The organism is Geodermatophilus sp. SYSU D01186, assembly GCF_054050215.1.
The window spans coordinates 32,446-54,920 of sequence record NZ_JBJGYW010000010.1 but is presented as its reverse complement, the minus strand read 5'-3'; the positions used below and the strand labels follow the sequence as shown (position 1 = coordinate 54,920).

Genomic DNA, 22,475 nt, shown 5'->3' with positions numbered 1-22,475 from the left:
AGGGGCGATGGCTGTGAGAAGACGTCGCATGGCAGTTCCGGCGGTCGCGGCATCGACGGTGATCGGGGTCGTACTCGCGCCTGCGGCCCTGGCCGGCACGGTGCCTGTCGTCACCACGACGTGTCCGAAGACGCTCACCGTCGCCACGTTCGAGCCGGGGGAAGAGGTGTCAGGCAACGCGACCGTGACCTCACGGGACGCAGCAGACCGGCTGAACCGAGGTGAGGGCCTCTTCCTCCTGGAGGAGGGCACGTCCAGGCCGTTCACCATGGCGGTGCACCTGGGCGCCGAGAGCGACGTGAGCCAGCCCTTCTCCTTCACCGCGTCGGGGACCTCGCTGAGCGCTTGCCTGCTCGCGACGACTCACGGTGGTGGGGAGGAGAACATCGGCACCGTGTGGACGAACGTGACGGCATAGCACCTGGGCCATCGCGGGTCGCTCCGCGGGGGAGCCGAGCCGGGACCGGGACGAGGCCCGCAGGACCGAGGCCCCGGCCTGCGGGCCCGATCGGTGGGGCGGGTGGGGCTCGAACCCACGACCCAGGGATTATGAGTCCCATGCTCTGACCGGCTGAGCTACCGCCCCGGTGTGCTCCAGCCTGCCAGATGGCGGCCGGCCGCCGACGGGGCCGTGAGGGTGAGCCCGCCGGGCGGTTTCGGGGGAACTGTGCGCGACATCTCAGCGGCGGCGGCCCGGTGCCCGGGACGTGGCCGCGGCCGCCTGCGGCCCACCGCGCGGCCCGGGCCGTCCTCGCAGGTCACCGCGGGAGTCGCGCGAGCGGTGGAGCGGTCCTGAAGATCAGCTCTCCGGGGTCGCGTACTCACGCCTCGTAGCGGGATGTCACTCCTTCGGGCAACGAGGCGCGCCGGAGGTGTTACTCGATCGTGACCGCGGGGGGTCACTCAAGGTAGTTTTCCCGACGGCCTCGCCGGGTTCCGCTCCTCGACACACGAGGGCACCGGCCTGGCCCCGCCGAACCGCCGACGCCTCCCTCCGGGGGCCGAGACGGACCGGGGACCCACCGTTCCACTGGGGTGAGTCCTGCCTGCGTAGGGGGACGCAGGCGGGTAGGGCGCCGTCCGGCCCGAACCCGTCAGCTAACTCGGTAGGCGGTCGCGAGGATGGGAGAACCGTCGCCTTGGCGACCCTGCACCACCTGATGACCCTGCCTGCGCGCGGAGCGCCGGCCCGCCGGCTGCTGCGTGCGCCTCGCCGGGCGCTCGTCGTCGCCGCCGTGGTCGGCGGGCTGCTGGCCGGCACCCCGGCCGCGCTCGCCGCCCCCACCGTCTCCGGCACCTCCGAGCAGGAGAGCCTGGCCGCCGAGGTCGCCCGCATCGAGCAGTTGGTCACCGCCGCCGAGGAGAAGCTGCAGCGGATGACCGTCGAGGCCGAGGCCGCCGCCGACGCCGCTCTCGTCGCCCGCGCGGAGCTGGCCACCGCCCAGGCTGAGGCCGATGCCACCGCCGCCGAGCTGGCCACCGCCCAGGCCGACGTCGCCGCCGCCGAGGAGGACGTCGCCACCCTGGGGCGGGAGGCCTACATGGGGGCCGACAACCGCTACGGCGACATCGAGCTCATCCTCGACGCCGAGAGCCCCACCGAGTTGCTGCAGCAGGCGGCGACGATGGACGTCCTCGGCGCCCAGCGCGCCGCGCGGCTGACCGACTTCCTCGCCGTCGAGCAGCGGGTCGAGGAGGCCGACCGGGCCGCCCGGGCCGCGGTGACCCGGCTCGACGAGGCCGCCCGCGCCGCCGACGAGGCCGAGGCGGCCGCCACCGCTCACCTCGCCGAGGCGCAGTCCGAGTACGACGCCGTCGCGGCGCAGAAGGCCGCTCTCGACGAGCAGTACCGCGCCGCCGGCGAGCGCCTGCTCGCCGCGCAGGGCGCGGCCGACCCCGCCGCCGCCTTCAACGCCCGGCTCGACGCCCGGGCGCAGGGCACGACCGGCATGCCGACCGCCGGCCGGCTCACCTCCTGCTACGGCGCCCGCTGGGGCACGATGCACCAGGGCATCGACATCGCCGCCCCCATCGGCACCCCGATCTACGTGCCGGAGGACGGCGTCGTCCTCCAGGCGGGGCCGGCCAGCGGCTTCGGCCTGGCCGTGTACGTGCAGCACGCCGACGGTCAGATCACCCTCTACGGCCACGTGAACCAGTTCTCCGTCACCGCGGGCCAGGTGGTGACCGCGGGCCAGCAGATCGCCGAGGTCGGCAACCGTGGCCAGTCCACCGGGCCGCACCTGCACTTCGAGGTGCACCAGGGCGGCCTCTACGCCAACCGGGTCAACCCGATGCCCTGGCTGGCGCAGCACGGCATCGCCCTCGGTGGCGGGTGCTGACCTCGACCTGACCTGACGCGGACGGCCCGCGGCCCCCGGTGCTCCGGCGGCCGCGGGCCGCCGTGCGTTCAGCGGCGGCCGCGCAGCCGCCCGAGCAGGCCGCCGACGCCGCCGAGGGTCTGCGCGGCCAGCTGCAGGATCGGCCCGCCGGGGATGCCCGGCGCGACCTGGACGACCGGGGCCAGCGCGAGCAGCCCGCCGAGCTCGTGCACCCGCAGCCGCCGCCGGGCCAGCGCCGCGACCGGGTTGACCCGACCGGAGGCCGCCTCGAGCAGCAGGTCCGCCGGCGCCTCCACGGCGGTGCCCTGCGGTGCTCCCGGGGCCACCCGCCGCACGGTCCAGCCCGCCGGGTCGGCGGCGAAGGCCCAGCCGCCCTCCGGCGTCGCCAGGGTGGCGCCGCCGGTGATGCCGACGGACGCGGACAGGGCGCCGGTCACGTCCGCGAGGGCCGCCAGGCCCGCCTGCAGGACCGGCTCCGGCACCGGCGGGGCGCCGCACGCTGTGAGGTCCAGCCCGTGCACGGCCAGCTCGTACGCCTGGCCCAGTACGACGCTGAGCAGGGGCAGGGTGCCCACGACCGCGACCGCCGGTGCGGTGTCCAGCTCGACGGGCCCATCGGCGAGGTATCGGGCGGTGGCGTCGCGGTTGCGCCGCAGCGCGGCCAGCACCTCCTCCCGCGTCGCGTCCCGGTGGGCGGCGGTGACCCGGGCGTTGGTCGCGTCGACCTCCGGCGGTGTCCCCGCGCCCCCGGCCCGCGCGGAGGCGACCAGGTCGGCCAGCGCCGTGTGGTCGTCCCAGCAGCCGAGGTGGACGCAGATCTCGTGCGCCCGCCACCCGGGCAGCCGGGAGGGCCGGTCGAGGTCCACCGCCTCCGCCTGGGCGAGGAAGGTGTCCCACGCCGGCAGGACCAGCCCCGCGACCTCGTCACGCCCCGCGTCGGCCATCCCCTGGGATCGCTGCATGGCCCGGCCGTTACCCCGGCAGTCCCGCGGTGTACGCCTCTGCCGTGCGGGGCCGTCTTGTCCGCCGGGGCCGGTCCGGCCAGCCTGGGCGGCATGACACGCAGCGGCACGACCCGCGGCACGGTGATCCGCTGGGACGACGCCCGGAGGGCCGGCCTCGTGGAGGCCCCGGACCTGCCCGGCGACTGCTGGGTGGACGCCTCGGTCGTCGACGGCCCGCGCCACGCGCTCCGCGCCGGGCAGGTGGTCGACGTCGAGTGGACCGAACCGGGGGTCGAGGGTGCGGCGTTCCGGGCGACGCGGGTGGTGCCGCGGGAGGACCTGCAGGCCACACTCGGTGCGTGAACCCCGGGTGTCCTGCCGGTGCACACGGGTGTTCGCCGCTACCCTGCGTGAGGGCAGCGCGGTGCCGCCCGCCGGCTCCTGACGGCCGTTCCGCAGGCCGTGCCGTGGCTCGAGCAGGAGGTGCAGGAGGGGGCGAGCGCACGGTGGACGGGTGCGCCGTCACCGTGGTATGGCCGCTGACCAGCGCGTAGTGGTCCCCCTCGTGACCATCCGTCACATGTGACCCATCCGCCTCATCCGCACTGGCGCGATGGGGTGACCATCGTGCAAACTGTTCCCAGGACCCCTGGTCCACAACCGCCGAACACAGCCTGTCACCGAATCGATCGTCCGTTGGGGAAGACGAGACCGATCGAGTCGATGGAGGTACCCCGTGCAACGACGGTCTACCCAGGGTGTCGTCTTCGTGCACGCGTGCCCGAAGGCGCTCTGCCAGCACGTCGAGTGGGCGCTCGAACGCGTCATCGGCGCGCCGGTCTCCCTGTCGTGGGCCGACCAGCCTGCGGCACACGGTTCCTTCCGTGCCGAGGTGGCCTGGACCGGCGCCCCGGGCACGGGGGCGAAGCTGGTCGCCGCGCTGCGCGCGTGGCCCATGCTCCGCTTCGAGGTGACCGAGGACGCCAGCTACGGCAACGACGGCGAGCGCATGTCGTACGTGCCCGGCCACGGTGTCTACCGCGCGCCCACGAGCGCCAACGGCGACCTCATCGTCACCGAGCAGCAGCTGCGTCACCTGGCCGCCACCGCGACCTCCATCGAGGCGTTCCGGCACGGGGTGGACGAGCTGCTCGGCGCCGCCTGGGACGCCGACCTCGAGGTCTACCGGCACGCCGGCGACGGGCAGCCCGTGACCTGGCTGCACCAGGTGGTCTAGATCACGATCTGACTACGACGGCCCGGTGGCACCCGAGCACTCGTCGTAGGCTGAGGCCGGTCGTCCGGACGTCGTCGGGGAAGCGGCGTCCGGACGACCACGAGCCCCACGTCAGGGCCCGGCACCCCCAGGGGTGCCGGGCCCTGACGCGTTCCCGGCTCAGAGCGGGATGTTGCCGTGGGCCCCGCGTCCGGGCGGGGCCGCCGCGAGGGCGGCGATCAGCCGGCGGCGGGTGCGCGAGGGCTCGACGACCTCGTCGACCACGCCGATCTGCAGCGCCCGGTTCACCCCGCCGGCGATCCGCTCGTGCTCGGCCGCCAGCTGGACGTGCAGCGCCTCCCGCTCGCCGGGCGGGGCGGCGGCCAGCTTCTTCCGGTGCAGGATGCCGACGGCCGCCTTGGCGCCCATGACGGCGACCTCGGCGCCCGGCCAGGCGAACACGGCCGTCGCCCCCAGCGACCGGGCGTTCATCGCGATGTAGGCCCCGCCGTAGGACTTGCGGGTCACCAGCGTCACCCGCGGGACCACCGCCTCGGCGAAGGCGTGCAGCAGCTTGGCGCCGCGCCGCACCACGCCGTCCCACTCCTGCCCGACGCCGGGCAGGTAGCCGGGGACGTCGACCAGCACCACCAGCGGGACGCCGAAGGCGTCGCACATGCGCACGAAGCGGGCCGCCTTCTCCGCGGAGGCGGAGTCCAGGCAGCCGCCGAGCCGCAGCGGGTTGTTGGCGACCACGCCCACCGTCCGCCCGGCCAGCCGGCCCAGCGTGGTGACGATGTTCGGCGCCCAGCGCGGGTGCAACTCCAGCCCCGGCCCGTCGAGCACCGCGGCCACGAGCGGCTTGACGTCGTAGGCCCGGTTGGGCTTCTCCGGCAGCAGGGCGCGGAGGTCGACGTCCGGCTCGGCGTCGGCCGGGGCGAGGGAGCCCTGCGCGGCCAGCAGGGAGACCGCCTCACGGGCGGTGTCGAGCGCGGCCTGCTCGGTCTCGGTGACCACGTGGACGACGCCGCTGCGCCGGCCGTGGGTGTCCGGGCCGCCGAGGCGCTCCATGTCGACGTCCTCACCGGTGACCGACCGGACGACGTCGGGGCCGGTGACGAACACCCGCCCGGCCGGCCCCATGATCACGAGGTCGGTGAGCGCCGGGCCGTAGGCGGCGCCGCCGGCGGCCGGGCCGAGGACGACGGAGATCTGCGGCACCCGCCCCGACGCCCGCACCATGGCCTCGAAGACCTCACCGACGGCGTGCAGCGCGGTGACGCCCTCGGCCAGCCGGGCGCCGCCGGAGTGCCAGATGCCCACCACCGGCAGCCGCTCACGCAGCGCGGTGTCGATCGCGTCGACGATGTGCCGGCAGCCGTCGAGACCCATGGCGCCGCCCATGACGGTGGCGTCGGTGCAGTAGGCGACCGCCGGGCTGCCGGCGACGGTGCCGCGGGCGGCCAGGACGCCGGAGGTGTCCCGCGGGCCGAGCGGCGTCATGGAGCCCGCGTCGAAGAACCGCTGGAGGCGGTCGGCCGGGTCACGAGGGTCCGGCGCGGTGGGGACGGGAGCGGCGGACAGGACTGTCACGGGACCTCCGGGGCCTCGGGCTCGGGCGGTTCAGGGCAGGCGCCATCGCTGCACCGGCCCCGGGGCAGGGGCCGGCGCAGTCGGGAGGGCGGGACCGCTCAGGCGGTGGTGAACACCAGCGCGATGTTGTGGCCGCCGAAGCCGAACGAGTCGTTGACGGCGGCGGAGAGCTGGGCGCGCCGCGGCTCGCGGCGGACGATGTCGAGGGCCTGGACGGCGGCGTCGTCGTCCGGGTCGTCGAGGTTCGCCGTGGCCGGCACGACCTGCTCGCGCAGGGCGAGGACCGTGAAGACCGACTCCAGCGCCCCCGCGGCACCGAGCAGGTGCCCGGTCTGGCTCTTGGTGGCCGTCACCAGGACGTGCTCGCCGATCGTGTTGCGGATCGCGGCCGCCTCCGCGGTGTCGCCGACGGGCGTGGAGGTGGCGTGGGCGTTGACGTGGCCGATGTCGGCCGCGGTGAGCCCTGCGTCGCGGATCGCGGCGGCGATGGCGCGACCGGCGCCCTCGCCCTCGGGGTGCGGGGCGACGAGGTCGTAGCCGTCGGCCGTCGCGCCGGCGCCGGCCAGGCGCGCGTGCACGCGGGCACCGCGGGCCTTGGCGGCATCGGCCCGCTCGAGCACGAGCGCGGCCGCGCCCTCGCCGAGGACGAACCCGTCGCGGGCCTTGTCGAACGGCCGGGAGGCGCGCTCGGGCTCGTCGTTGCGGGTGCTCATCGCCCGCATGGCGGCGAAGCCGGCCATCGGCAGCGGGTGGACGACGGCCTCGGCGCCGCCGACCAGGACGACGTCGGCGCGGTCGAAGCGCAGCAGGTCCAGGCCCCAGCGGATCGCCTCCGCGCCGGAGGCGCACGCACTGACCGGCGCGTGCACGCCGCCCTTGGCGCCGATGGACAGCCCGACCGCGGCGGCCGGGCCGTTGGGCATGAGCATCGGGATGGTGAAGGGGGAGACCCGCTTGGGGCCCTTCTGCTCGAGGACGTCGTCCTGGCCGAGCAGGGTCAGCGCCCCGCCGATGCCGGTGCCGAAGACGACGGCGATCCGCTCGGGGGCGACGCCGGCGTCGGCGGCGCCGGAGTCGCGCCACGCCTCCTCGGCGGCGACCACGGCGACCTGCTGGCTGCGGTCCAGCCGGCGGGCCCGCACCCGGTCGAGCTGCTCGGCGGGGTCGGTGGGCAGGGTCGCGGCCAGCTGGGCCGGGAACTCCTTGACCCAGTCGTCCTCGAGGCGCCGGACCCCCGACCGCCCGGCCAGCAGTGCGTCCCAGGTGCTGGCCACGTCGCCACCGAGCGGCGTGGTGGCACCGAGTCCGGTGACGACGACGTCGCCGACTGACGTGCTCATGACGGGTTCCTCCTGGGACGTGCGGCCGGGGGCCGGGGTTCGGCCCCCCTGCGGGGTCCCGCTGCGAGCTCGCGAGCGGTGGGGGGCAGGGGGGTCCTTCTTCAGCCCTGGTTCTTCTGGATGTAGCTGATGGCGTCGCCGACGGTCTTGATGTTGCCGAGTTCGTCGTCGGGGATGGCGACGCCGAACTTGTCCTCGACCGCGGTGGCGATCTCGACCATCGACAGGGAGTCGACGTCGAGGTCCTCCGTGAACGACTTCTCGGGGGTGGCGTCGGCAGGGGCGACGCCTGCGACCTCCTCCAGGATCTCGGCCAGACCGGTCTGGATGTCCTCGCTCACGCGGGGTCCTCTCTCTCGGGTTGGGCGGGGGTCCCGCCGTCGGGCCCTGGTGGCCCGGTGCTTTCGTGGGTGCCCGTCAGGGCAGGCGGAACACCTGACCGGCGAAGGTGAGTCCGGCGCCGTAGCCGAGCACGAGGGCGAGGTCACCGCTCTTGGCCTCGCCGGACTCCAGCAGCGCGGTCAGCGCCAGGGGGATCGAGGCCGCCGAGGTGTTGCCGGACTGGACGATGTCGCGGGCGACGACGGTCCGCTCGCCGAACCCGAGCCGCTTGGTCATCGACTCGACGATGCGCAGGTTGGCCTGGTGCGGGGCGAAGACGTCGATGTCCTGCGGGCCGACGCCGGCGGCCTCCATCGCCTCGACCAGGGTGTCGGTCAGCCGGGTGGTGGCCCACCGGTAGACGGCCTGGCCGGCCATGGTCATCGTCGAGCTGCCCGCGGCGATCTCGATCGCGTTGTGCTGGTCGCCGTCGCTGCCCCACACCACCGGGCCGACGGCCGGCTCGTCGGACGGGCCGAGGACGGCGGCGCCGGCCCCGTCGGCGAAGATCACCGCGGTCGACCGGTCGGTCAGGTCGGTGACGTCGGTCAGCCGCTCCACGCCGACCACCAGCGCGTGCCGCGCCGACCCGGTACGGATGGCGTCGGCGGCCACGCCGAGGGCGTAGCAGAAGCCCGCACACCCGGCGTTCAGGTCGAACGAGCCCGGCCGGGGGACGCCCAGCCGGTAGGCCACCTGCGGGCCGATGCCCGGGATCGGCGCGCGCAGGCTGGCGCTGGCGACGATCACCAGGTCGACCTGGTCGGGGGAGAGCCCGCCGGCCGCGAGCGCCTTGCCGCCGGCGGCCACCGCCATGTCGACGAGGGTCTCGTCCTCCGACGCCCAGCGCCGCTCGGCGATGCCGACGCGGGTCCGGATCCACTCGTCGTTGGTCTCCATCGTCTGGGCCAGCTCGTCGTTGGTGACCCGCCGACGTGGCCGGTATGCGCCCAGGCCGAGCAGCCGCGCACCCGGCGCGCCGTCCCGCAGTCTGATGCGACGACTCGGCTCCGTTCCGCCCTCGTTCCGCTCCTCGGTCGCTGGCGCTCCCTGCGATGCTCGCTCGGGCGTCACGTTCGTGGTCACTCCGCAACCTCCGGGTAGAGACGGGCGATCGGGTCGCCTGCGTCGACCAGGTCTCCCTCGTGCACGAGCCACTCGGCGAGTACCCCGTCGTACCCGGCTGAGACGTTGACCTCCTCGCGGCGGCTGCGGATCAGCCCCAGCGGGCTGCCGGCCGGCAGGCGGGTGCCCTCGGCCACCTCCGCCGGGCTGACCGTGCCGCGCACCGGGGAGACGACGACCCGCCAGTCAGGCAGGTGCTCGGCCTCGGCCCGGCCGCGCTCGGCGGCGATGAGCTCGCGGGCGCGGTCGAGGTCGGCCGGGCTGCTGACGGCGAGGATCTCGACGTCGGCGCCCTTCCACTGTCGCTTGGCCAGGCCCGCCAGCGCCCCGGCCGGGGGCAGCTCGATCACGGCCGTGACGCCCACGTCCCGCATCGTGTCCAGGCAGGCGTCGAAGCGGACCGGGCTGGTGACCTGGCTGACCAGCCGGGCCAGGGCCTCGGCGCCGGAGGGGACCGCGGTGCCGTCGGCGTTGGAGAGCAGCAGCCGGCTCGGGTCGGCCGGGCGCAGCCCGCCGACGAGGCCCTCGAGCTCGGCGCGGGCGGAGGCCATGTACTCGGTGTGGAAGGCGCCGGCCACCGACAGCGGCATGATCCGCGCCTTGGCCGGCGGGTCGGCCTTGAGCGCAGCCAGCCCGTCGAGGGGACCGGCGGCCACGACCTGGCCGCCGCCGTTCATGTTGGCCGCCGCCAGGCCGTGCTCGGCGAGCTTCGCGGCCACCTCGTCGGGGTCCCCGCCGAGGACGGCGGACATGCCGGTGGGGGTCTGCGCGCACGCGGCGGCCATCGCCCGCCCGCGGACGGCGGTCAGCGCGATCGCCGCCTCCACGCTCAGCACGCCGGCGAGGGCCGCCGCGGTCAGCTCGCCGACGCTGTGCCCGGTGATGACGACGTCCCGGCCGGCCTGCGGCGTGTGCGTCACCGGGCCGGGCAGGCCGCCGAGCTCGCGGGCGATGAACAGGCTCATCGCGACCACCAGCGGCTGGGTGACCGCGGTGTCCTTGATGGCCTCGGCGTCGCCGGTGGTGCCCAGCTCGAGGAGGTCGGCGCCGGCGATGGCACCGGCCCAGCGGAAGAAGGACTCTGCGTCCGGGAGCTCCAGCCAGTCGGTCAGCATCCCGGGTTTCTGCGCACCCTGTCCGGGGGCGAGGACGGCCAGCACCTCCTCACCGTGTCAGACATCGGGGCCGCGCGTGGTGGCGAGCGGCACGAAAGCACACCGGTGCTCTTTGGAGGGTTCCTACAAAGGAAGCGCCGTTCCGGGCGCGTTCGTCGAGTGCCGGTGGTGGGAACCACACTGTCCTGCGGGTCTCAGTGCCAGAGCGAGCGGTCCTGGTCGAGGGCGGCGAGGGCGAGGGCGACCTGCAGGGTCCACCCACCGCGCGCGTCGGTCGCGGACAGCCCCGTCAGCTCCGTGGCCCGCTTGAGGCGGTACCGCACGGTGTTCGGGTGGACGAACAGCACCCGGGCGCTGGCCTCCAGGTTGCCGCCACTGGCGAGGACCGCGCGCACCGTCTCCAGCACCTCACCGCCGGCGCCCTGCAGCGGCATCGCGACCCGCTCCTGCAGCGTGGCCCGCGCCACGGGATCGCCGTCCAGGGCGCGTTCGGGCAGCAGCGCGTCGGCCGGCACCGGCCGCGGCGCCCCGGGCCAGGCTGCGGCCGCCCGCAGGCCGGCCAACGCGGCGGCCGCGGAGTCCCCGGCGCGGCTGAGGGAGTCGACGACCGGCCCCATCACGACCGGGCCGGGGCCGAACTCGTCGCTGACCCGCTCGGCCACCGCCTCCAGCCGCTCCGCCCCGCCCAGCACGACGACGAGCTGGTCGGCGTGCACCCCGACGAGCACCTCGCTGCGCAGCTGCCGGGCGGCGCGGCGGGCGGCGCTGTGTGCGTCGCCGGCCACCGGGGCCGAGCCGACCAGCACGGTGACCGGGCTCATCGCCGCCCAGCCCAGTGCCGACACCCGGCCCGACAGCTCCTCGGTGCGCTCGCCGCGGACCAGGGCGTCGACCACCAGTGCCTCGAGGCGGGCGTCCCAGGCGCCGCGGCTCTCGGCGAAGCTCGCGTAGACGTGGGCGGTGGCGAAGGCGACCTCGCGGCTGAACTGCAGCACCGCCAGGCGCAGCGCGTCGGCGTCGCCGGGCTCGGCCACGGACTCCACGAAGTCGTCCATCACCTCGACGACCACCTTGATCAGGTCGACCGTGTGCTTGAGCGGCACCACGCGCGCCAGCTCGCGGGGGGCGGCGCCGAACACCTCGCCGGTGAGCCGCGGCGGCCGGGTGGGGGTGCGGCACCACTCCACCAGCGAGGCGATGCCGGCCTGCGCCACGAGCATCACCCAGGAGCGCTGGTCGGCGGGCATCGTGCGGAACCACGGCAGGTCGTCGTCCATGCGGGAGACGGCGCGGGTGGCCAGGGACCCCGAGGCGCGCTCCAGCCGCCGCAGCGTGGCGGCGGAGGGCGGGCGGATTCCCCTCTCGGACACGGGACCCACCCTGCCACGCGCCGCCGACAGGGCCCGGATCGTCGCCGGGCGCGGGGTCGGGGAGAGTGGGGTCGTGGACGTGCTCCGGCGGGTCGGGACGGCGGTGCCGCGCCGGCGTGCCCTCGCCGCGGCCGGCGCCGGGCTGGGCGTGGTCGGCCTCCTCGGTGCGGGGGTGCTGGTCGGCTTCGCCCCGCAGGTCCGGCTCGACGAGGCGGTGAGCCGGGCGCTGTACGCCGGCGACGACCGCTCGCGCGCACTCGACGTGCTGCTGGAGGTGCTGACCACACCCGGGGTCGTCTGGTTCCGGGTGCTGGTGTCGCTCCCGGTGCTGTTCTGGCTGGGCACCCGCCGGGCCTGGCGGACCGCGGCGTGGGTGGTCACCGCCAACGTCGTCGTCGGCCCGCTGACCGCCGCGCTCAAGGAGCTGGTGGGCCGGGTGCGCCCCGCGTTCGAGAACGGCGGTGCCACCTACGAGGGGCTGAGCTTCCCCAGCGGGCACTCCTCCGGCATCGCCACGCTGGTGACCATCGCCCTGGTGCTGGCCTGGCCGCGGGTGGCGCCGGGGTGGCGCCGTCCCGCCCTCGCCGCCGGGGTCGCGCTGGCCGTCCTGGTCGGGCTGACCCGGATGTGGCTGGGCGTGCACTTCCTCTCCGACGTGGTCGGTGGCCTGGCGCTGGGCGTCGCGTGGACGCTCGCGGTGGCCGTGGCCTTCGACGCGCTGCCCGGTGGACGGGCCGCCCTGCTGCCCCGGGAGATGTCATGACGGGCCTGCGCTCCGACGTGCTGCTCGAACCGGACGACGGCTCGCTGGGTCCGCTGCTGCGGCTCGCCGACGACCGCCTCGCGCCGGGCACCGGGTACGGGCGGCACCCGCACCGGGCGGTCGACGTCGTGGCCGTGGTCCTCGCGGGGGAGTTGCGGCACGGGTGGGGGAGCGGCGCGCTCATGGCCGCCGGGGACGTCGCGGTGTTGCGGGCGGGCACCGGCCTCGAGCACGACGAGGTCGCCGGGGACGCCGGAGCCCACGTCCTCCAGACGTACCTGCGCAGCGCCGGCCCCGACGAGGCCGCCACGCACGAGGTGCACCGCAACGCGGACGGCTGGGTGGACCTGCACCGCGCCGACGCGCGGCTCTGGATCGAGACGGTGGACGACGGCACCTCGACGACCGTGCCGCCCGGCCTGCTCGTGCTGGCCGGCCCCGAGGGCACCCGGGTCGAGCGGCAGGACGGCGGGCCGGTGACCGGCCCGGTGGTGGCCGTGGTGTGGGAGCTGGACGCCGGCCGTCCGTCCTGGGCCTCGGACTGAAGCCGCCGCCGGCCTGGTGGACAGTGGGGGCATGCCGACCTCTCCCGCCGACGTCCTCGCCGCGGCGCGCGCCGACGCCGACCGGACCGTGGACCTGCGCCGCCGGCTGCACCGTCACCCCGAGATCGGGCTGCACCTGCCGCGCACCCAGGCCACCGTGCTCGAGGAGCTGGCGAGCCTGCCGGTGGAGGTGACCGTCGGGAAGTCGACCAGCTCGGTCGTCGGCGTCCTGCGGGGCGCCCGCCCCGGGCCCACCTACCTGCTGCGGGCCGACATGGACGGCCTGCCGGTGCACGAGGACACCGGGCTGCCCTTCGCCTCAGAGGTCCCCGGCGCGATGCACGCCTGCGGCCACGACCTGCACGTGGCGATGCTGCTCGGCGCCGCCCGCCTGCTCGCCGAGCGCCGCGACGAGCTGGCGGGGCAGGTCGTGCTCATGCTCCAGCCGGGTGAGGAGGGCTTCCACGGCGCCCGGTACATGCTCGAGGAGGGGCTGCTCGACGTCGTCCCGGAGGCGCCGGTGCGCGGGGCGTTCGCGCTGCACGTCTTCTCCACCCAGCCCAGCGGCGTGGTGAGCGTGCGGCCCGGGCCGATGATGGCCGCCGCCGACCACTGGATGGTGACCGTGCACGGGCGCGGCGGGCACGCCTCGATGCCGCACGCGGCGGCCGACCCGGTGCCGGTGGCCGCGGAGATCGTGCTCGCGCTGCAGTCGACGGTGACCCGTCGCGCGCCGGTGTTCGACCCGGCCGTGCTGACCGTCGCGCACCTCACCGCCGGCTCCACCGACAACGTCATCCCCGACACGGCGTTCCTGGAGGGCACCATCCGCACCCTGTCGGCGGAGCGGCGGGCCGACATGGTCGCCGGGGTGCAGCGCGTGGCCCGGCACGTCGCCGCGGCGCACGAGCTGACGGTGGAGTTCGAGCACCGCGAGGGCTACCCGGTGACGGTCAACGACCCGCACGCGGCCGAGTCGGTCCTCGCCACCGCGGCGGCGCTGTTCGGGGCCGAGCGCTGCGTCGTCGCGCGCGAGCCGCTCATGGGCGCGGAGGACTTCGCCTACGTGCTCCAGCACGTGCCCGGCGCGATGGCCTTCCTCGGCGCCTGCCCCCCGGGGACGGACCCTGCGTCGGCGGCCGGCAACCACTCCAACCTCGTCGTGTTCGACGAGGCGGTGCTCCCCGACGGCGCCGCCCTCCACGCCGGGATGGCCCTGGCGGCGCTGGCCTGAACGCCGGACGGCCCGCCTCCCCGAGGGGAGACGGGCCGCCGGCCCCTGCCGCTCAGGCGCTGGGCTGCTGCTCCGGAGTGGTGGTGGTGTCCTCCGGCGCGGCCTGCACGTCGCGGATCTGGTACTTCTCCACCGCCTGCCGGACCACGCCGCGGTCGACCTCGCCGCGCTTGGCCAGCTCGCCGAGGGTGCGGACGACGATCGACTCGGCGTCCACGTGGAAGTACCGCCGCAGCGCCGGGCGGGTGTCGGACAGGCCGAAGCCGTCGGTGCCCAGCGTCGCCATCCCGCCGGGCACGTACGGCGCGATCAGGTCCGGCACCGCCCGCATCCAGTCCGACACGGCCACGACCGGGCCGGGCGCGTCCTGCAGCTGCTGCGTGACGTAGGGGACCTGCGCCTCCTCCTCCGGGTGGAGCAGGTTGTGCTCGTCGGCCGCGTCGGCCTGCCGGCGCAGCTCGGTCCACGACGTCACCGACCACACGTCGGCCGAGACGCCCCAGTCGTCGGCCAGCAGCTCCTGCGCGCGCAGCGCCCACGGCACCGCGACCCCCGAGGCCAGCACCTGCGCCTTGGGACCGTCACCCCGGCCGGGGGCGTAGCGGTACATGCCGGCCAGCACGCCCTGGACGTCGAGGCCCTCCGGCTCGGCCGGCTGGTTGTAGGGCTCGTTGTAGACCGTCAGGTAGTACATGACGTCCGGCGAGCGGGAGCCACCGAGCGGGGCGCCCGGGTCCTCGCCGTACATCCGGCGCAGGGCGTCCTTGGTGATGTGGCCCAGCTCGAAGGAGAACGCCGGGTCGTAGCAGACGACGCCGGGGTTGGTGTGCGCCAGCAGCAGCGAGTGGCCGTCCTCGTGCTGCAGGCCCTCGCCGTTGAGCGTCGTCCGGCCGGCGGTGGCCCCGAGCAGGAAGCCGCGGGCCATCTGGTCGGCGGCGGCCCAGAAGGCGTCGCCGGTCCGCTGGAACCCGAACATCGAGTAGAAGATGTAGATCGGGATCATCGGCTCGCCGTGCGTGGCGTACGACGTGCCGACGGCGGTGAACGACGCCGCGGAGCCGGCCTCGTTGATGCCCTCGTGCAGGATCTGGCCCTGCTCGGACTCCTTGTAGGCGAGGATCAGCTCGCGGTCGACCGACGTGTAGCGCTGCCCGTGCGGCGAGTAGATCTTCTGCGACGGGAACATCGCGTCCATGCCGAAGGTGCGGGCCTCGTCGGGGATGACCGGCACGAACCGCGGACCGAGCTCGGGGTCCTTGAGCAGCTCCTTGAGCAGGCGGACGAACGCCATCGTCGTCGCCACCTCCTGCTTGCCGGACCCACGCCGGAGGACGTCGAAGGACTTGTCCTCCGGCGCCTTGAGCGTCTTGAACTCCGACCGGCGGCGCGGGACCGCCCCGCCCAGCTGCCGACGCCGCTCGAGCATGTACTGCATCTCGTCGGAGTCCGGCGCGGGCTTGTAGTACGGCGGCAGCGTCTTGTCCAGCGCCTCGTCGGGGATCGGCAGGTAGAGCCGGTCGCGGAACGCGGCGAGGTCCTCGGCGGTCAGCTTCTTCATCTGGTGGGTCGAGTTGCGGCCCTCGAAGTGGCTGCCCAGCGTCCAGCCCTTGATGGTCTTCGCGAGGATGACCGTCGGCTGGCCCTTGTGCTCCACGGCGGCCTTGTAGGCGGCGTAGAGCTTGCGGTAGTCGTGGCCGCCGCGGGAGAGCGCCCAGATCTCCTTGTCGCTCATCCCCTCGACCATCTTGCGGGTGCGCGGGTCGCGCCCGAAGAAGTGCTCGCGGACGAACGCGCCGTCCTCGGCCTTGTAGGTCTGGTAGTCACCGTCGGGCGTGGTGTTCATCAGGTTCACCAGCGCGCCGTCGCGGTCGGCGGCCAGCAGCGGGTCCCACTCCCGGCCCCAGATCACCTTGATGACGTTCCAGCCGGCGCCGCGGAAGAAGGACTCCAGCTCCTGGATGACCTTGCCGTTGCCGCGCACCGGGCCGTCGAGCCGCTGCAGGTTGCAGTTGACGACGAAGGTGAGGTTGTCCAGCTCCTCGCGGGCGGCCAGGCCGATCGCGCCGAGGGACTCCGGCTCGTCCATCTCGCCGTCGCCGAGGAACGCCCACACGTGCTGGTCGGAGGTGTCCTTGACGCCGCGGGAGTGCAGGTAGCGGTTGAACCGCGCCTGGTAGATCGCGTTGATCGGGCCCAGGCCCATGGAGACGGTCGGGAACTCCCAGAACTCCGGCATCAGCCGCGGGTGCGGGTAGCTCGACAGCCCGCCGCCGGGGTGGCTGACCTCCTGGCGGAAGCCGTCCATCTGCTGCTCGCCGAGGCGGCCCTCGAGGAAGGCGCGGGCGTAGATGCCGGGGGAGGCGTGCCCCTGGAACCAGATCTGGTCGCCGCCGCCAGGGTGGTCCTTGCCGCGGAAGAAGTGGTTGAACCCGACCTCGTACAGCGAGGCCGACGAGGCGTAGGACGAGATGTGGCCGCCGACGGCGATCCCCGGCCGCTGGGCGCGGTGGACCATGATCGCGGCGTTCCACCGGATGTAGGCCCGGATGCGCCGCTCGACGTGCTCGTCGCCGGGGAACCACGGCTCACGCTCGGGCGGGATGGTGTTGATGTAGTCGGTGCTGCGCAGGGAAGGCACGCCGACCTGCTGCTCCCGGCTGCGTTCCAGCATGCGGAGCATCAGGTAGCGGGCCCGGCCGCGGCCGGCGTGCTCGACGACGCCGTCCAGGGACTCCAGCCACTCCTGGGTCTCGTCCGGGTCGATGTCGACCAGCTGACTGGGGAGCCCGTTGGTTATGACCGCGCGGGCCTTACCTGCATCGCGGGCGGGGTCCCCGTCCGACTGCTGCGGTGCGCTCATGCGCACATCGTCCCCCGCGGGCCCGTCCGGCGTCACCCGGCCGCCCACGTGTCGGGACGGCGCGGCGGCGCGGTGCCGTTCCGCGAGAGGTTGCACCTGACCAGGCATGCCCTACGCTTCCGCCAACGTCCGACCGGGACCGCCGGCCGGACGGGGCGCCTCGACCACGGAGGTGCAGGCACCGGTGCGGACGGAGAGGGGTGACATGACCAGGCTGCGGGGAACGTTCCCGCTGGTCGTGTCCGGCCCCGGCGGCGTCCGTCCCAGCCGCCGCGCGTGCGGCACGGGTCCGTGCCCGTGAGTCCTCGCCCAGCAACCCGCTGCCGGACGGTGCACGATCGTGCCCACCGGTCAGCAGCATCGGAACCCATGGAGGATCAGCAGGGATGAGCGTCGACTCGGGCAGCGCCAGCATGGCGGCCCGGCTGGGCATCAAGCCGGGCATGGTCGTGCAGGAGCTCGGCTGGGACGAGGACGCCGACGAGGACCTGCGCGACTCGATCGTCGAGGTCTCCGGTGGCGAGATGGTCGACGAGGACACCGACGAGGTGGCCGACGTGGTGGTCCTCTGGTGGCGTGAGGACGACGGCGACCTGTTCGACGCCCTGACCGACGCGATCACCTCCCTGGCCGACGACGGCGTCGTCTGGCTGCTGGTGCCGAAGTCCGGCCGGCCGGGCCACGTCGAGCCCGGCGACGTCACCGAGGTGGCACCGACCGCCGGCCTGTCCCAGACCAGCAGCATCTCCGCGGCCAAGGACTGGTCGGGCATCCGCCTGGTCACCCCCAAGACCGCCCGCAGCCGCCGCTGAAGGAGGCCCCAGGCCGGTTCCGGTGGCCGGGTGGGGCACGATCGGCCCATGAGCCTCTCCGTCGGCGACGTCGCGCCCGAGTTCAGCCTCCCCGACCAGGACAAGCAGGTCGTCTCCCTGAGCGAGCTGCGGGGCACGCCCGTGCTGCTGGTCTTCTACCCCTTCGCCTTCTCCGGCATCTGCACCGGTGAGCTGTGCCAGCTGCGGGACGAGCTCACCACCTACACCGACGCCGGCGTCACGGTGCTCGCGATCAGCACCGACCCCGTGTTCAGCCTCAAGGCGTTCAAGGCCCAGGAGAACCTGGACTTCCCGCTGCTGAGCGACTTCTGGCCGCACGGCGAGGTGGCCCAGGCCTACGGCGTGTTCAACGACAAGGCCGGCATGGCGGTGCGCGGCACCTTCCTCGTCGACGCCGAGGGGAAGATCGCCTTCGCCGAGGTCAACGCCCCCGGGGACGCCCGCGAGCAGTCCGGCTGGAAGGACGCGGTGGCGAAGATCGCCGCCTGAGCGGTCGGGGAGGGCCGGGCGCGTCCCGGTCCTCCCCCCGACCCGGCGCCCGGGGCCCTTACCCTGGGCGCACGGGGCGCGTAGCTCAGCGGGAGAGCTCTCGCCTTACAAGCGAGCGGTCGCCGGTTCGATCCCGGCCGCGCCCACCCATCCCGCCCCATCCCCTCCGTGCCGCGGCCGCGCGTCCTCGCGCCGCGCCGCCCGCCCGGGCGGTGGCCATCCGACTGCGGCCGTTGACACGGCGCGACGATCAGTGCTGGGGTGCCGGTGGTGTGACCCGAGTCACACCGTTCTCGGAACACCCGCACCGATCCGCGCGCGCCGACTCAGCCAAGGGATGGCCATGAAGTCGATCTTCTTCCACCTGATGCCCTACCGGGATCTCCCGGCGGACTTCGAGCAGCGTTACGAGAGCATCTGGATCACCCCGCCCAACACCGAGCTGTGCGACCCCGAGAAGGTCGCGCAGTACTACCAGTGGAACCTCGACGAGCTGGAGCTGGCCGACCGGCTCGGCTTCGACGGGGTGGGCGTGAACGAGCACCACCAGAACGGCTACGGCTTCATGGCCTCGCCGAACATCATGGCCGCCTCGCTGGCCCGCCGGACGCCGAACAACAGCGCGATCATGGTGCTCGGCAACACGCTGGCCTTGTACTCCCCGGCCACCCGCGTCGCCGAGGAGATGGCGATGCTCGACGTCCTGTCCAACGGGCGCCTGGCGGCGGGCTTCCCGGTCGGCACGTCGATGGACGTGAACTTCTGCTACGGGGTGCCGCCGACGCAGACCCGGCCGCGGTTCCGGGAGGCCGAGGAGCTGATCATCCAGGCCTGGACCAAGCAGGGGCCGTTCTCCTTCAACGGTCAGTACAACCAGCTGCGCTACGTCAACCCGTGGCCGCAGCCGCTGCAGAAGCCGCACCCGCCGGTGTGGCTGGCCGGCGGCGGGTCGGTCGAGACCTGGGAGCTGGCGGCCAACAAGAACTACACGTACAGCTACCTGTCGTTCTTCGGCGCCAAGTTCGGCAAGAAGCTGATGGACGGCTTCTGGGCGAAGATGGACGAGATGGGGGTCGACCGGAACCCCTTCCGTGCCGGCTTCGCGCAGCAGATCTGCGTCTCGGAGACCGACGAGCGCGCGGAGAAGGAGTACCTCGAGCACGTCTCGTACTTCTTCAACAAGTGCCTGCACATCCCGCCGTACTTCTTCGAGGCGCCGGGCTACCGCACCCGCAAGAGCACCGAGTTCGCCATCAAGACCAACCAGCCCGGCGCCATCGCCGCGGCCGCCGCACTGGAGAAGAACTGGAAGACCCTCAACGAGGAGGGCTTCATCATCGCCGGCAGCCCGACCACGGTCGCCGACCGGCTCATCGAGGTGGCGAAGAGCCTGCGCGTCGGCAACCTGCACGCGCTGCTGCAGATCGGCTCGATGCCGCACGAGCTGACGAAGAAGAACATCACCCTCTTCGCCGAGGAGGTCATGCCCCGGATCCGCACCGTGTGGGACGCCGAGGGCTGGACCCACGAGTGGTGGCCGTCGGGGGCCGCCGTCCGAGCCGTCACCGAGCCCGCCGGCGCCCAGGCCTGAGGAGGAGACCGATGACCACCACCGCACCCGCGCAGGTCGACGAGCGCATCGTCGAGGTCGGTCCGATGCAGGCCCGCGTCCTCGTCGCCGGGACCGGCGACCCGGTCGTGTTCCTCCACGGCGCCGGCGGCCTGGTCTGGGACCCGCTGCTCGAGGCGCTCGCGGCCGGCCACACCGTCTACGCCGTCGAGCACCCCGGGGCCAACGACACCGAGGCGCTGGCGAAGCACCTGCCCGGCATCTGGGAACTGGTGCTGTTCTACGACACCCTGCTGGACTCCCTCGGACTGGACCAGGTGCAGGTCGTCGGCCACTCGTTCGGCGGGATGGTCGCCGCCGAGCTGGCGGCCAACAGCCCGCGGCGCGTCTCCCGGATGGTGCTGATCGCGCCGATCGGGTTCTGGCGGGAGGACAAGCCGATCCCCGACATCGCCGGGATCCCGCCGGAGGCGCTGCCCGGGGTGTGCCTGGCCGACGCGTCCAGCCCGCTGGCCGGCATGCTGACCCCGCCGGCCGACGATCCCCAGGCGCTGTTCGAGGCCGCCATGCGGATGGCCAGCATCCTGCACTTCATCTGGCCGCTGCCCGACAAGGGCCTGAGCCGGCGCATCCACCGGGTCTCCGCACCGACGCTGCTGGTCTGGGGCGCGCAGGACAAGCTCGTCGACCCCGTGTACGCCGAGGAGTTCACCTCCCGCATGCGGGACGCGCGCCTGGAGCTCGTGCAGGACGCCGGTCACCTGCCGCACCTGGAGCAGCCGGAGAGGACCCGGGACCTCGTCCTCGGCTTTCTCGACCAGCGGGAGGCCTGACCGCGGTGTCCTGCCCCCGCCGCTGCGTGCGGCGGGGGCAGGACGCAGGCCTCAGGCCGCGGCGGCCGGCCGCTGCTGCGCGGTGGCGGGTACGTCGGGCCGGGGGAAGGCCGGGCGGAGCACCAGCGGCGGGCGGAACGGCGCCCAGGTGCCCTCCGGCTGCGCCAGCCGGTCGGCGATGGCCCAGAGGGCCGCCGGGTGGTGGCCGAGCCCGAGGTGGCTGGCGAGGACGGCGATGTTCTCGCACCGCGTCCCCGGGGTGTCCAGGCAGGTCTCCCAGTGGACGATGCCGTCGAGGTGGGAGTAGATCGACGTCGCGGGCACCGGCAGCGGCGAGGCGTCGGGCTCCAGTGGCAGCACGCGGTGCTCCACGTGCAGGTGGCTGTAGCGGTCGAACACCTTCGAGGCGTGGCTCTGGCTGTGCCGGGTCAGCCGGAAGGGGCTGCCCAGGGTGATCACCTGGCGGACCGAGTCCGGCGTCCGGCGGGCGAGGTCGCGGGCGAAGATGCCGCCGAGGCTCCACCCGACGAGGCTGACCGGTCGGCCGTACCGGTCGCTGAGGTCGTCGACCCGGTCGCGCATGCCCTGGACGCAGCGCGCCGTGGGGCCGATGTTGCGGCCCAGCCGCCAGCCGTGGACGCGGTAGTCCAGCCGGCGCAGCACCGAGCGCAGCACCCGGGTGGAGGTGTCGTCGCCCAGCAGGCCGGGCAGCACCAGCACCGGATGGCCGTCGCCGTGCGGCAGCCGCGGCACCAGTGCCGGGCGGGTGGCCAGGTAGAGCCCCAGGTCGGCGACCGCACGCCCGGGTTCGGTCAGGTACAGCGGGATGGCCGGGCCATCGCCCCGCAGTCGTGCCACGTCGTCCTCCTCGCCGGCCGACCGTGTCGATCGGCCCTCCGCCCGGTACCACCCGGGGAGGCCCGCGACACCCGGACGCCCCCACCCGGACACATCGGCAGTGTGACTGTGGCCTGTGACACAACGCGCCGGTCCGGGCGCGCCGGTCGAGGGCGTGGAACCGTACGGGCGTGGACGACACGAGCGCGCCCGGGCGCAGCCTGACCGTGGACCTGGGCGGTCCGGTGCACTACGTCGACTTCGGCGGCCGCGACGACGGCCCGATCGTCGTCCTCGTGCACGGGCTGGGCGGCTCCCACCTCAACTGGGACCTGCTCGCGCCGCTGCTCACCTCGCACGCGCGGGTGTACGCCCTGGACCTGCCCGGTTTCGGCCGCAGCGAGCCGGGCGGCCGGACGGCGCGGGTGCGGGACAACGTGGCGGTGCTCGACCGCTTCGTCCGCGACGTGACCGGCGCTCCGGTGGTGCTGGTCGGCAACTCGATGGGCGGGATGATCTCTCTGCTCGAGGCCGCCCGCGCCCCGGCGCGGGTGAGCGGTCTGGTGCTCGTCGACCCCGCCGTCCCGGGCCCCCGCGGTCGGCTGGACCCCGTGGTGGCCCGGGACTTCCTCGTCTACGCCCTGCCCGGGGTGGGGGAGCGCTACCTCGCGGCGCGGCACCGCCGGCGGGGTGCGCGGGGCAGCGTCACCGACCTGCTCGAGGTCTGCGGGGTCGACCCCGCCACGGTGCCGCCGGCGCTCATCGACCGCTCGGCCGCGCTCATCGACGAGCGGCAGGACGTCGCCGGCATGGACCGCGCCTTCCTCGCCGCGGCCCGGTCGCTGCTGCTGCTCCTGGCCGACCCGCGGCTGGTCCGGCGGGCGATGGCGGCCGTCGACGTCCCGGTGCTGCTCGTGCACGGCGACCGCGACCGACTGGTGCCGGTGTCCGCGGCCCGCGACGCCGCCCGCCGGCACCCCGACTGGACGTACGTGGAGCTCGCCGAGGTCGGGCACGTGCCGCAGCTGCAGTGCCCCGAGCGGCTGGCCGGGCACCTGCTCGACTGGCTGCCCGGCGTGGCCTGA

General features: G+C 74.4%; 21 protein-coding genes, 2 tRNA genes and 1 riboswitch. Of the genes, 13 read left to right on the top strand and 10 right to left on the bottom strand.

What is annotated here, in order from left to right; translation table 11 throughout:
- Positions 1–28 precede the first annotated feature (28 nt).
- Positions 29–418 carry a hypothetical protein gene (locus ACI784_RS09705; protein ID WP_456923567.1) on the top strand — a complete coding sequence of 130 codons (390 nt, stop codon included), beginning with the start codon at positions 29–31 and terminating at the stop codon, positions 416–418.
- Positions 419–512: 94 nt separating this feature from the next.
- Here ACI784_RS09705 and ACI784_RS09700 read toward each other — a convergent pair.
- Positions 513–586 (bottom strand) — tRNA-Ile (locus tag ACI784_RS09700).
- 403 nt (positions 587–989) lie between these two features.
- A riboswitch (cyclic di-AMP (ydaO/yuaA leader) is annotated at positions 990–1,128 on the top strand.
- A 32-nt stretch (positions 1,129–1,160) separates the two neighbouring features.
- Between ACI784_RS09700 and ACI784_RS09695 the strand changes: the two genes are divergently transcribed.
- Entirely contained in the window at positions 1,161–2,342 is a 1,182-nt protein-coding gene (locus ACI784_RS09695) for a M23 family metallopeptidase (RefSeq protein ID WP_456923566.1), read from the top strand.
- A gap of 68 nt (positions 2,343–2,410) precedes the next feature.
- Here the strand turns inward: ACI784_RS09695 and ACI784_RS09690 are convergent, their stop codons facing one another.
- Positions 2,411–3,304, bottom strand: coding sequence for a maleylpyruvate isomerase N-terminal domain-containing protein (locus ACI784_RS09690; RefSeq protein WP_457013312.1), 894 nt, complete (start codon positions 3,302–3,304; stop codon positions 2,411–2,413).
- Positions 3,305–3,397: 93 nt separating this feature from the next.
- Between ACI784_RS09690 and ACI784_RS09685 the strand changes: the two genes are divergently transcribed.
- Both ACI784_RS09685 and ACI784_RS09680 read left to right on the top strand, forming a co-directional pair.
- Positions 3,398–3,649, top strand: coding sequence for a hypothetical protein (locus ACI784_RS09685; RefSeq protein WP_456923563.1), 252 nt, complete (start codon positions 3,398–3,400; stop codon positions 3,647–3,649).
- A 373-nt stretch (positions 3,650–4,022) separates the two neighbouring features.
- Positions 4,023–4,523, top strand: coding sequence for a DUF3145 domain-containing protein (locus ACI784_RS09680; RefSeq protein WP_456923562.1), 501 nt, complete (start codon positions 4,023–4,025; stop codon positions 4,521–4,523).
- 159 nt (positions 4,524–4,682) lie between these two features.
- Here the strand turns inward: ACI784_RS09680 and ACI784_RS09675 are convergent, their stop codons facing one another.
- The 6 genes from ACI784_RS09675 to ACI784_RS09650 form a co-directional block, all read right to left on the bottom strand.
- Complete coding sequence (locus ACI784_RS09675) at positions 4,683–6,095, bottom strand: acyl-CoA carboxylase subunit beta (RefSeq protein WP_456923560.1); 1,413 nt, start codon at positions 6,093–6,095, stop codon at positions 4,683–4,685.
- Positions 6,096–6,193: 98 nt separating this feature from the next.
- On the bottom strand, positions 6,194–7,435 hold the full coding sequence (locus tag ACI784_RS09670) for a beta-ketoacyl-[acyl-carrier-protein] synthase family protein (RefSeq protein WP_457013311.1): 1,242 nt from the start codon (positions 7,433–7,435) through the stop codon (positions 6,194–6,196).
- Between the two features lie 101 nt (positions 7,436–7,536).
- Positions 7,537–7,776, bottom strand: coding sequence for an acyl carrier protein (locus ACI784_RS09665; protein ID WP_456849652.1), 240 nt, complete (start codon positions 7,774–7,776; stop codon positions 7,537–7,539).
- 76 nt (positions 7,777–7,852) lie between these two features.
- On the bottom strand, positions 7,853–8,902 hold the full coding sequence (locus ACI784_RS09660; RefSeq protein WP_457013310.1) for a beta-ketoacyl-ACP synthase III: 1,050 nt from the start codon (positions 8,900–8,902) through the stop codon (positions 7,853–7,855).
- Entirely contained in the window at positions 8,899–10,101 is a 1,203-nt protein-coding gene (locus ACI784_RS09655; RefSeq protein ID WP_457013309.1) for an acyltransferase domain-containing protein, read from the bottom strand. Before ACI784_RS09655 ends, ACI784_RS09660 begins: the two co-directional genes overlap by 4 nt.
- Before the next feature lie 149 nt (positions 10,102–10,250).
- Positions 10,251–11,426: a PucR family transcriptional regulator gene (locus ACI784_RS09650; RefSeq protein WP_456923557.1), complete on the bottom strand. Its 1,176-nt coding sequence runs from the start codon at positions 11,424–11,426 to the stop codon at positions 10,251–10,253.
- A 73-nt stretch (positions 11,427–11,499) separates the two neighbouring features.
- Between ACI784_RS09650 and ACI784_RS09645 the strand changes: the two genes are divergently transcribed.
- The 3 genes from ACI784_RS09645 to ACI784_RS09635 are packed head-to-tail and all read left to right on the top strand — an operon-like array spanning position 11,500 to position 13,968.
- Entirely contained in the window at positions 11,500–12,189 is a 690-nt protein-coding gene (locus ACI784_RS09645; protein ID WP_457013308.1) for a phosphatase PAP2 family protein, read from the top strand.
- Complete coding sequence (locus ACI784_RS09640) at positions 12,186–12,734, top strand: pirin family protein (RefSeq protein WP_456923555.1); 549 nt, start codon at positions 12,186–12,188, stop codon at positions 12,732–12,734. Before ACI784_RS09645 ends, ACI784_RS09640 begins: the two co-directional genes overlap by 4 nt.
- 31 nt (positions 12,735–12,765) lie before the next feature.
- A complete protein-coding gene (locus ACI784_RS09635) occupies positions 12,766–13,968 on the top strand; it encodes a M20 metallopeptidase family protein (protein WP_456923554.1) in 1,203 nt (400 codons plus the stop codon).
- Between the two features lie 52 nt (positions 13,969–14,020).
- On the opposite strand, the gene aceE is transcribed toward ACI784_RS09635, so the two are convergent.
- Entirely contained in the window at positions 14,021–16,828 is a 2,808-nt protein-coding gene (gene aceE, locus ACI784_RS09630; protein ID WP_456923553.1) for a pyruvate dehydrogenase (acetyl-transferring), homodimeric type, read from the bottom strand.
- Positions 16,829–17,214: 386 nt separating this feature from the next.
- Here aceE and ACI784_RS09625 point away from each other — a divergent pair, with 386 nt between their 5' ends.
- The 5 genes from ACI784_RS09625 (at position 17,215) to ACI784_RS09605 (ending at position 20,553) form a co-directional block, all read left to right on the top strand.
- A complete protein-coding gene (locus tag ACI784_RS09625; protein WP_097204297.1) occupies positions 17,215–17,640 on the top strand; it encodes a DUF3052 domain-containing protein in 426 nt (141 codons plus the stop codon).
- A 48-nt stretch (positions 17,641–17,688) separates the two neighbouring features.
- Positions 17,689–18,150, top strand: coding sequence for a peroxiredoxin (locus ACI784_RS09620; RefSeq protein ID WP_457013307.1), 462 nt, complete (start codon positions 17,689–17,691; stop codon positions 18,148–18,150).
- 74 nt (positions 18,151–18,224) lie between these two features.
- Positions 18,225–18,296 (top strand) — tRNA-Val (locus tag ACI784_RS09615).
- A 197-nt stretch (positions 18,297–18,493) separates the two neighbouring features.
- A complete protein-coding gene (locus ACI784_RS09610) occupies positions 18,494–19,741 on the top strand; it encodes an LLM class flavin-dependent oxidoreductase (protein ID WP_456923551.1) in 1,248 nt (415 codons plus the stop codon).
- An 11-nt stretch (positions 19,742–19,752) separates the two neighbouring features.
- Positions 19,753–20,553, top strand: a complete 801-nt coding sequence (locus ACI784_RS09605; RefSeq protein ID WP_456923550.1) for an alpha/beta fold hydrolase — start codon at positions 19,753–19,755, stop codon at positions 20,551–20,553.
- Between the two features lie 51 nt (positions 20,554–20,604).
- Here the strand turns inward: ACI784_RS09605 and ACI784_RS09600 are convergent, their stop codons facing one another.
- The gene (locus ACI784_RS09600; protein WP_456923549.1) at positions 20,605–21,411 is read right to left on the bottom strand and encodes an esterase/lipase family protein; all 807 of its coding nucleotides are present in this window, start codon (positions 21,409–21,411) and stop codon (positions 20,605–20,607) included.
- A 170-nt stretch (positions 21,412–21,581) separates the two neighbouring features.
- Between ACI784_RS09600 and ACI784_RS09595 the strand changes: the two genes are divergently transcribed.
- The gene (locus ACI784_RS09595; protein WP_457013306.1) at positions 21,582–22,475 is read left to right on the top strand and encodes an alpha/beta fold hydrolase; all 894 of its coding nucleotides are present in this window, start codon (positions 21,582–21,584) and stop codon (positions 22,473–22,475) included.

Coding starts and splice junctions, on each gene's coding strand:
- ACI784_RS09705 (WP_456923567.1), top strand. CDS start 29: ATGGCAGTTCCGGCGGTCGCGGCATCGACGGTGATCGGGGTCGTACTC.
- ACI784_RS09695 (WP_456923566.1), top strand. CDS start 1,161: ATGACCCTGCCTGCGCGCGGAGCGCCGGCCCGCCGGCTGCTGCGTGCG.
- ACI784_RS09690 (WP_457013312.1), bottom strand. CDS start 3,304: ATGCAGCGATCCCAGGGGATGGCCGACGCGGGGCGTGACGAGGTCGCG.
- ACI784_RS09685 (WP_456923563.1), top strand. CDS start 3,398: ATGACACGCAGCGGCACGACCCGCGGCACGGTGATCCGCTGGGACGAC.
- ACI784_RS09670 (WP_457013311.1), bottom strand. CDS start 7,435: ATGAGCACGTCAGTCGGCGACGTCGTCGTCACCGGACTCGGTGCCACC.
- ACI784_RS09640 (WP_456923555.1), top strand. CDS start 12,186: ATGACGGGCCTGCGCTCCGACGTGCTGCTCGAACCGGACGACGGCTCG.
- ACI784_RS09635 (WP_456923554.1), top strand. CDS start 12,766: ATGCCGACCTCTCCCGCCGACGTCCTCGCCGCGGCGCGCGCCGACGCC.
- aceE (WP_456923553.1), bottom strand. CDS start 16,828: ATGAGCGCACCGCAGCAGTCGGACGGGGACCCCGCCCGCGATGCAGGT.
- ACI784_RS09625 (WP_097204297.1), top strand. CDS start 17,215: ATGAGCGTCGACTCGGGCAGCGCCAGCATGGCGGCCCGGCTGGGCATC.
- ACI784_RS09620 (WP_457013307.1), top strand. CDS start 17,689: ATGAGCCTCTCCGTCGGCGACGTCGCGCCCGAGTTCAGCCTCCCCGAC.
- ACI784_RS09610 (WP_456923551.1), top strand. CDS start 18,494: ATGAAGTCGATCTTCTTCCACCTGATGCCCTACCGGGATCTCCCGGCG.
- ACI784_RS09605 (WP_456923550.1), top strand. CDS start 19,753: ATGACCACCACCGCACCCGCGCAGGTCGACGAGCGCATCGTCGAGGTC.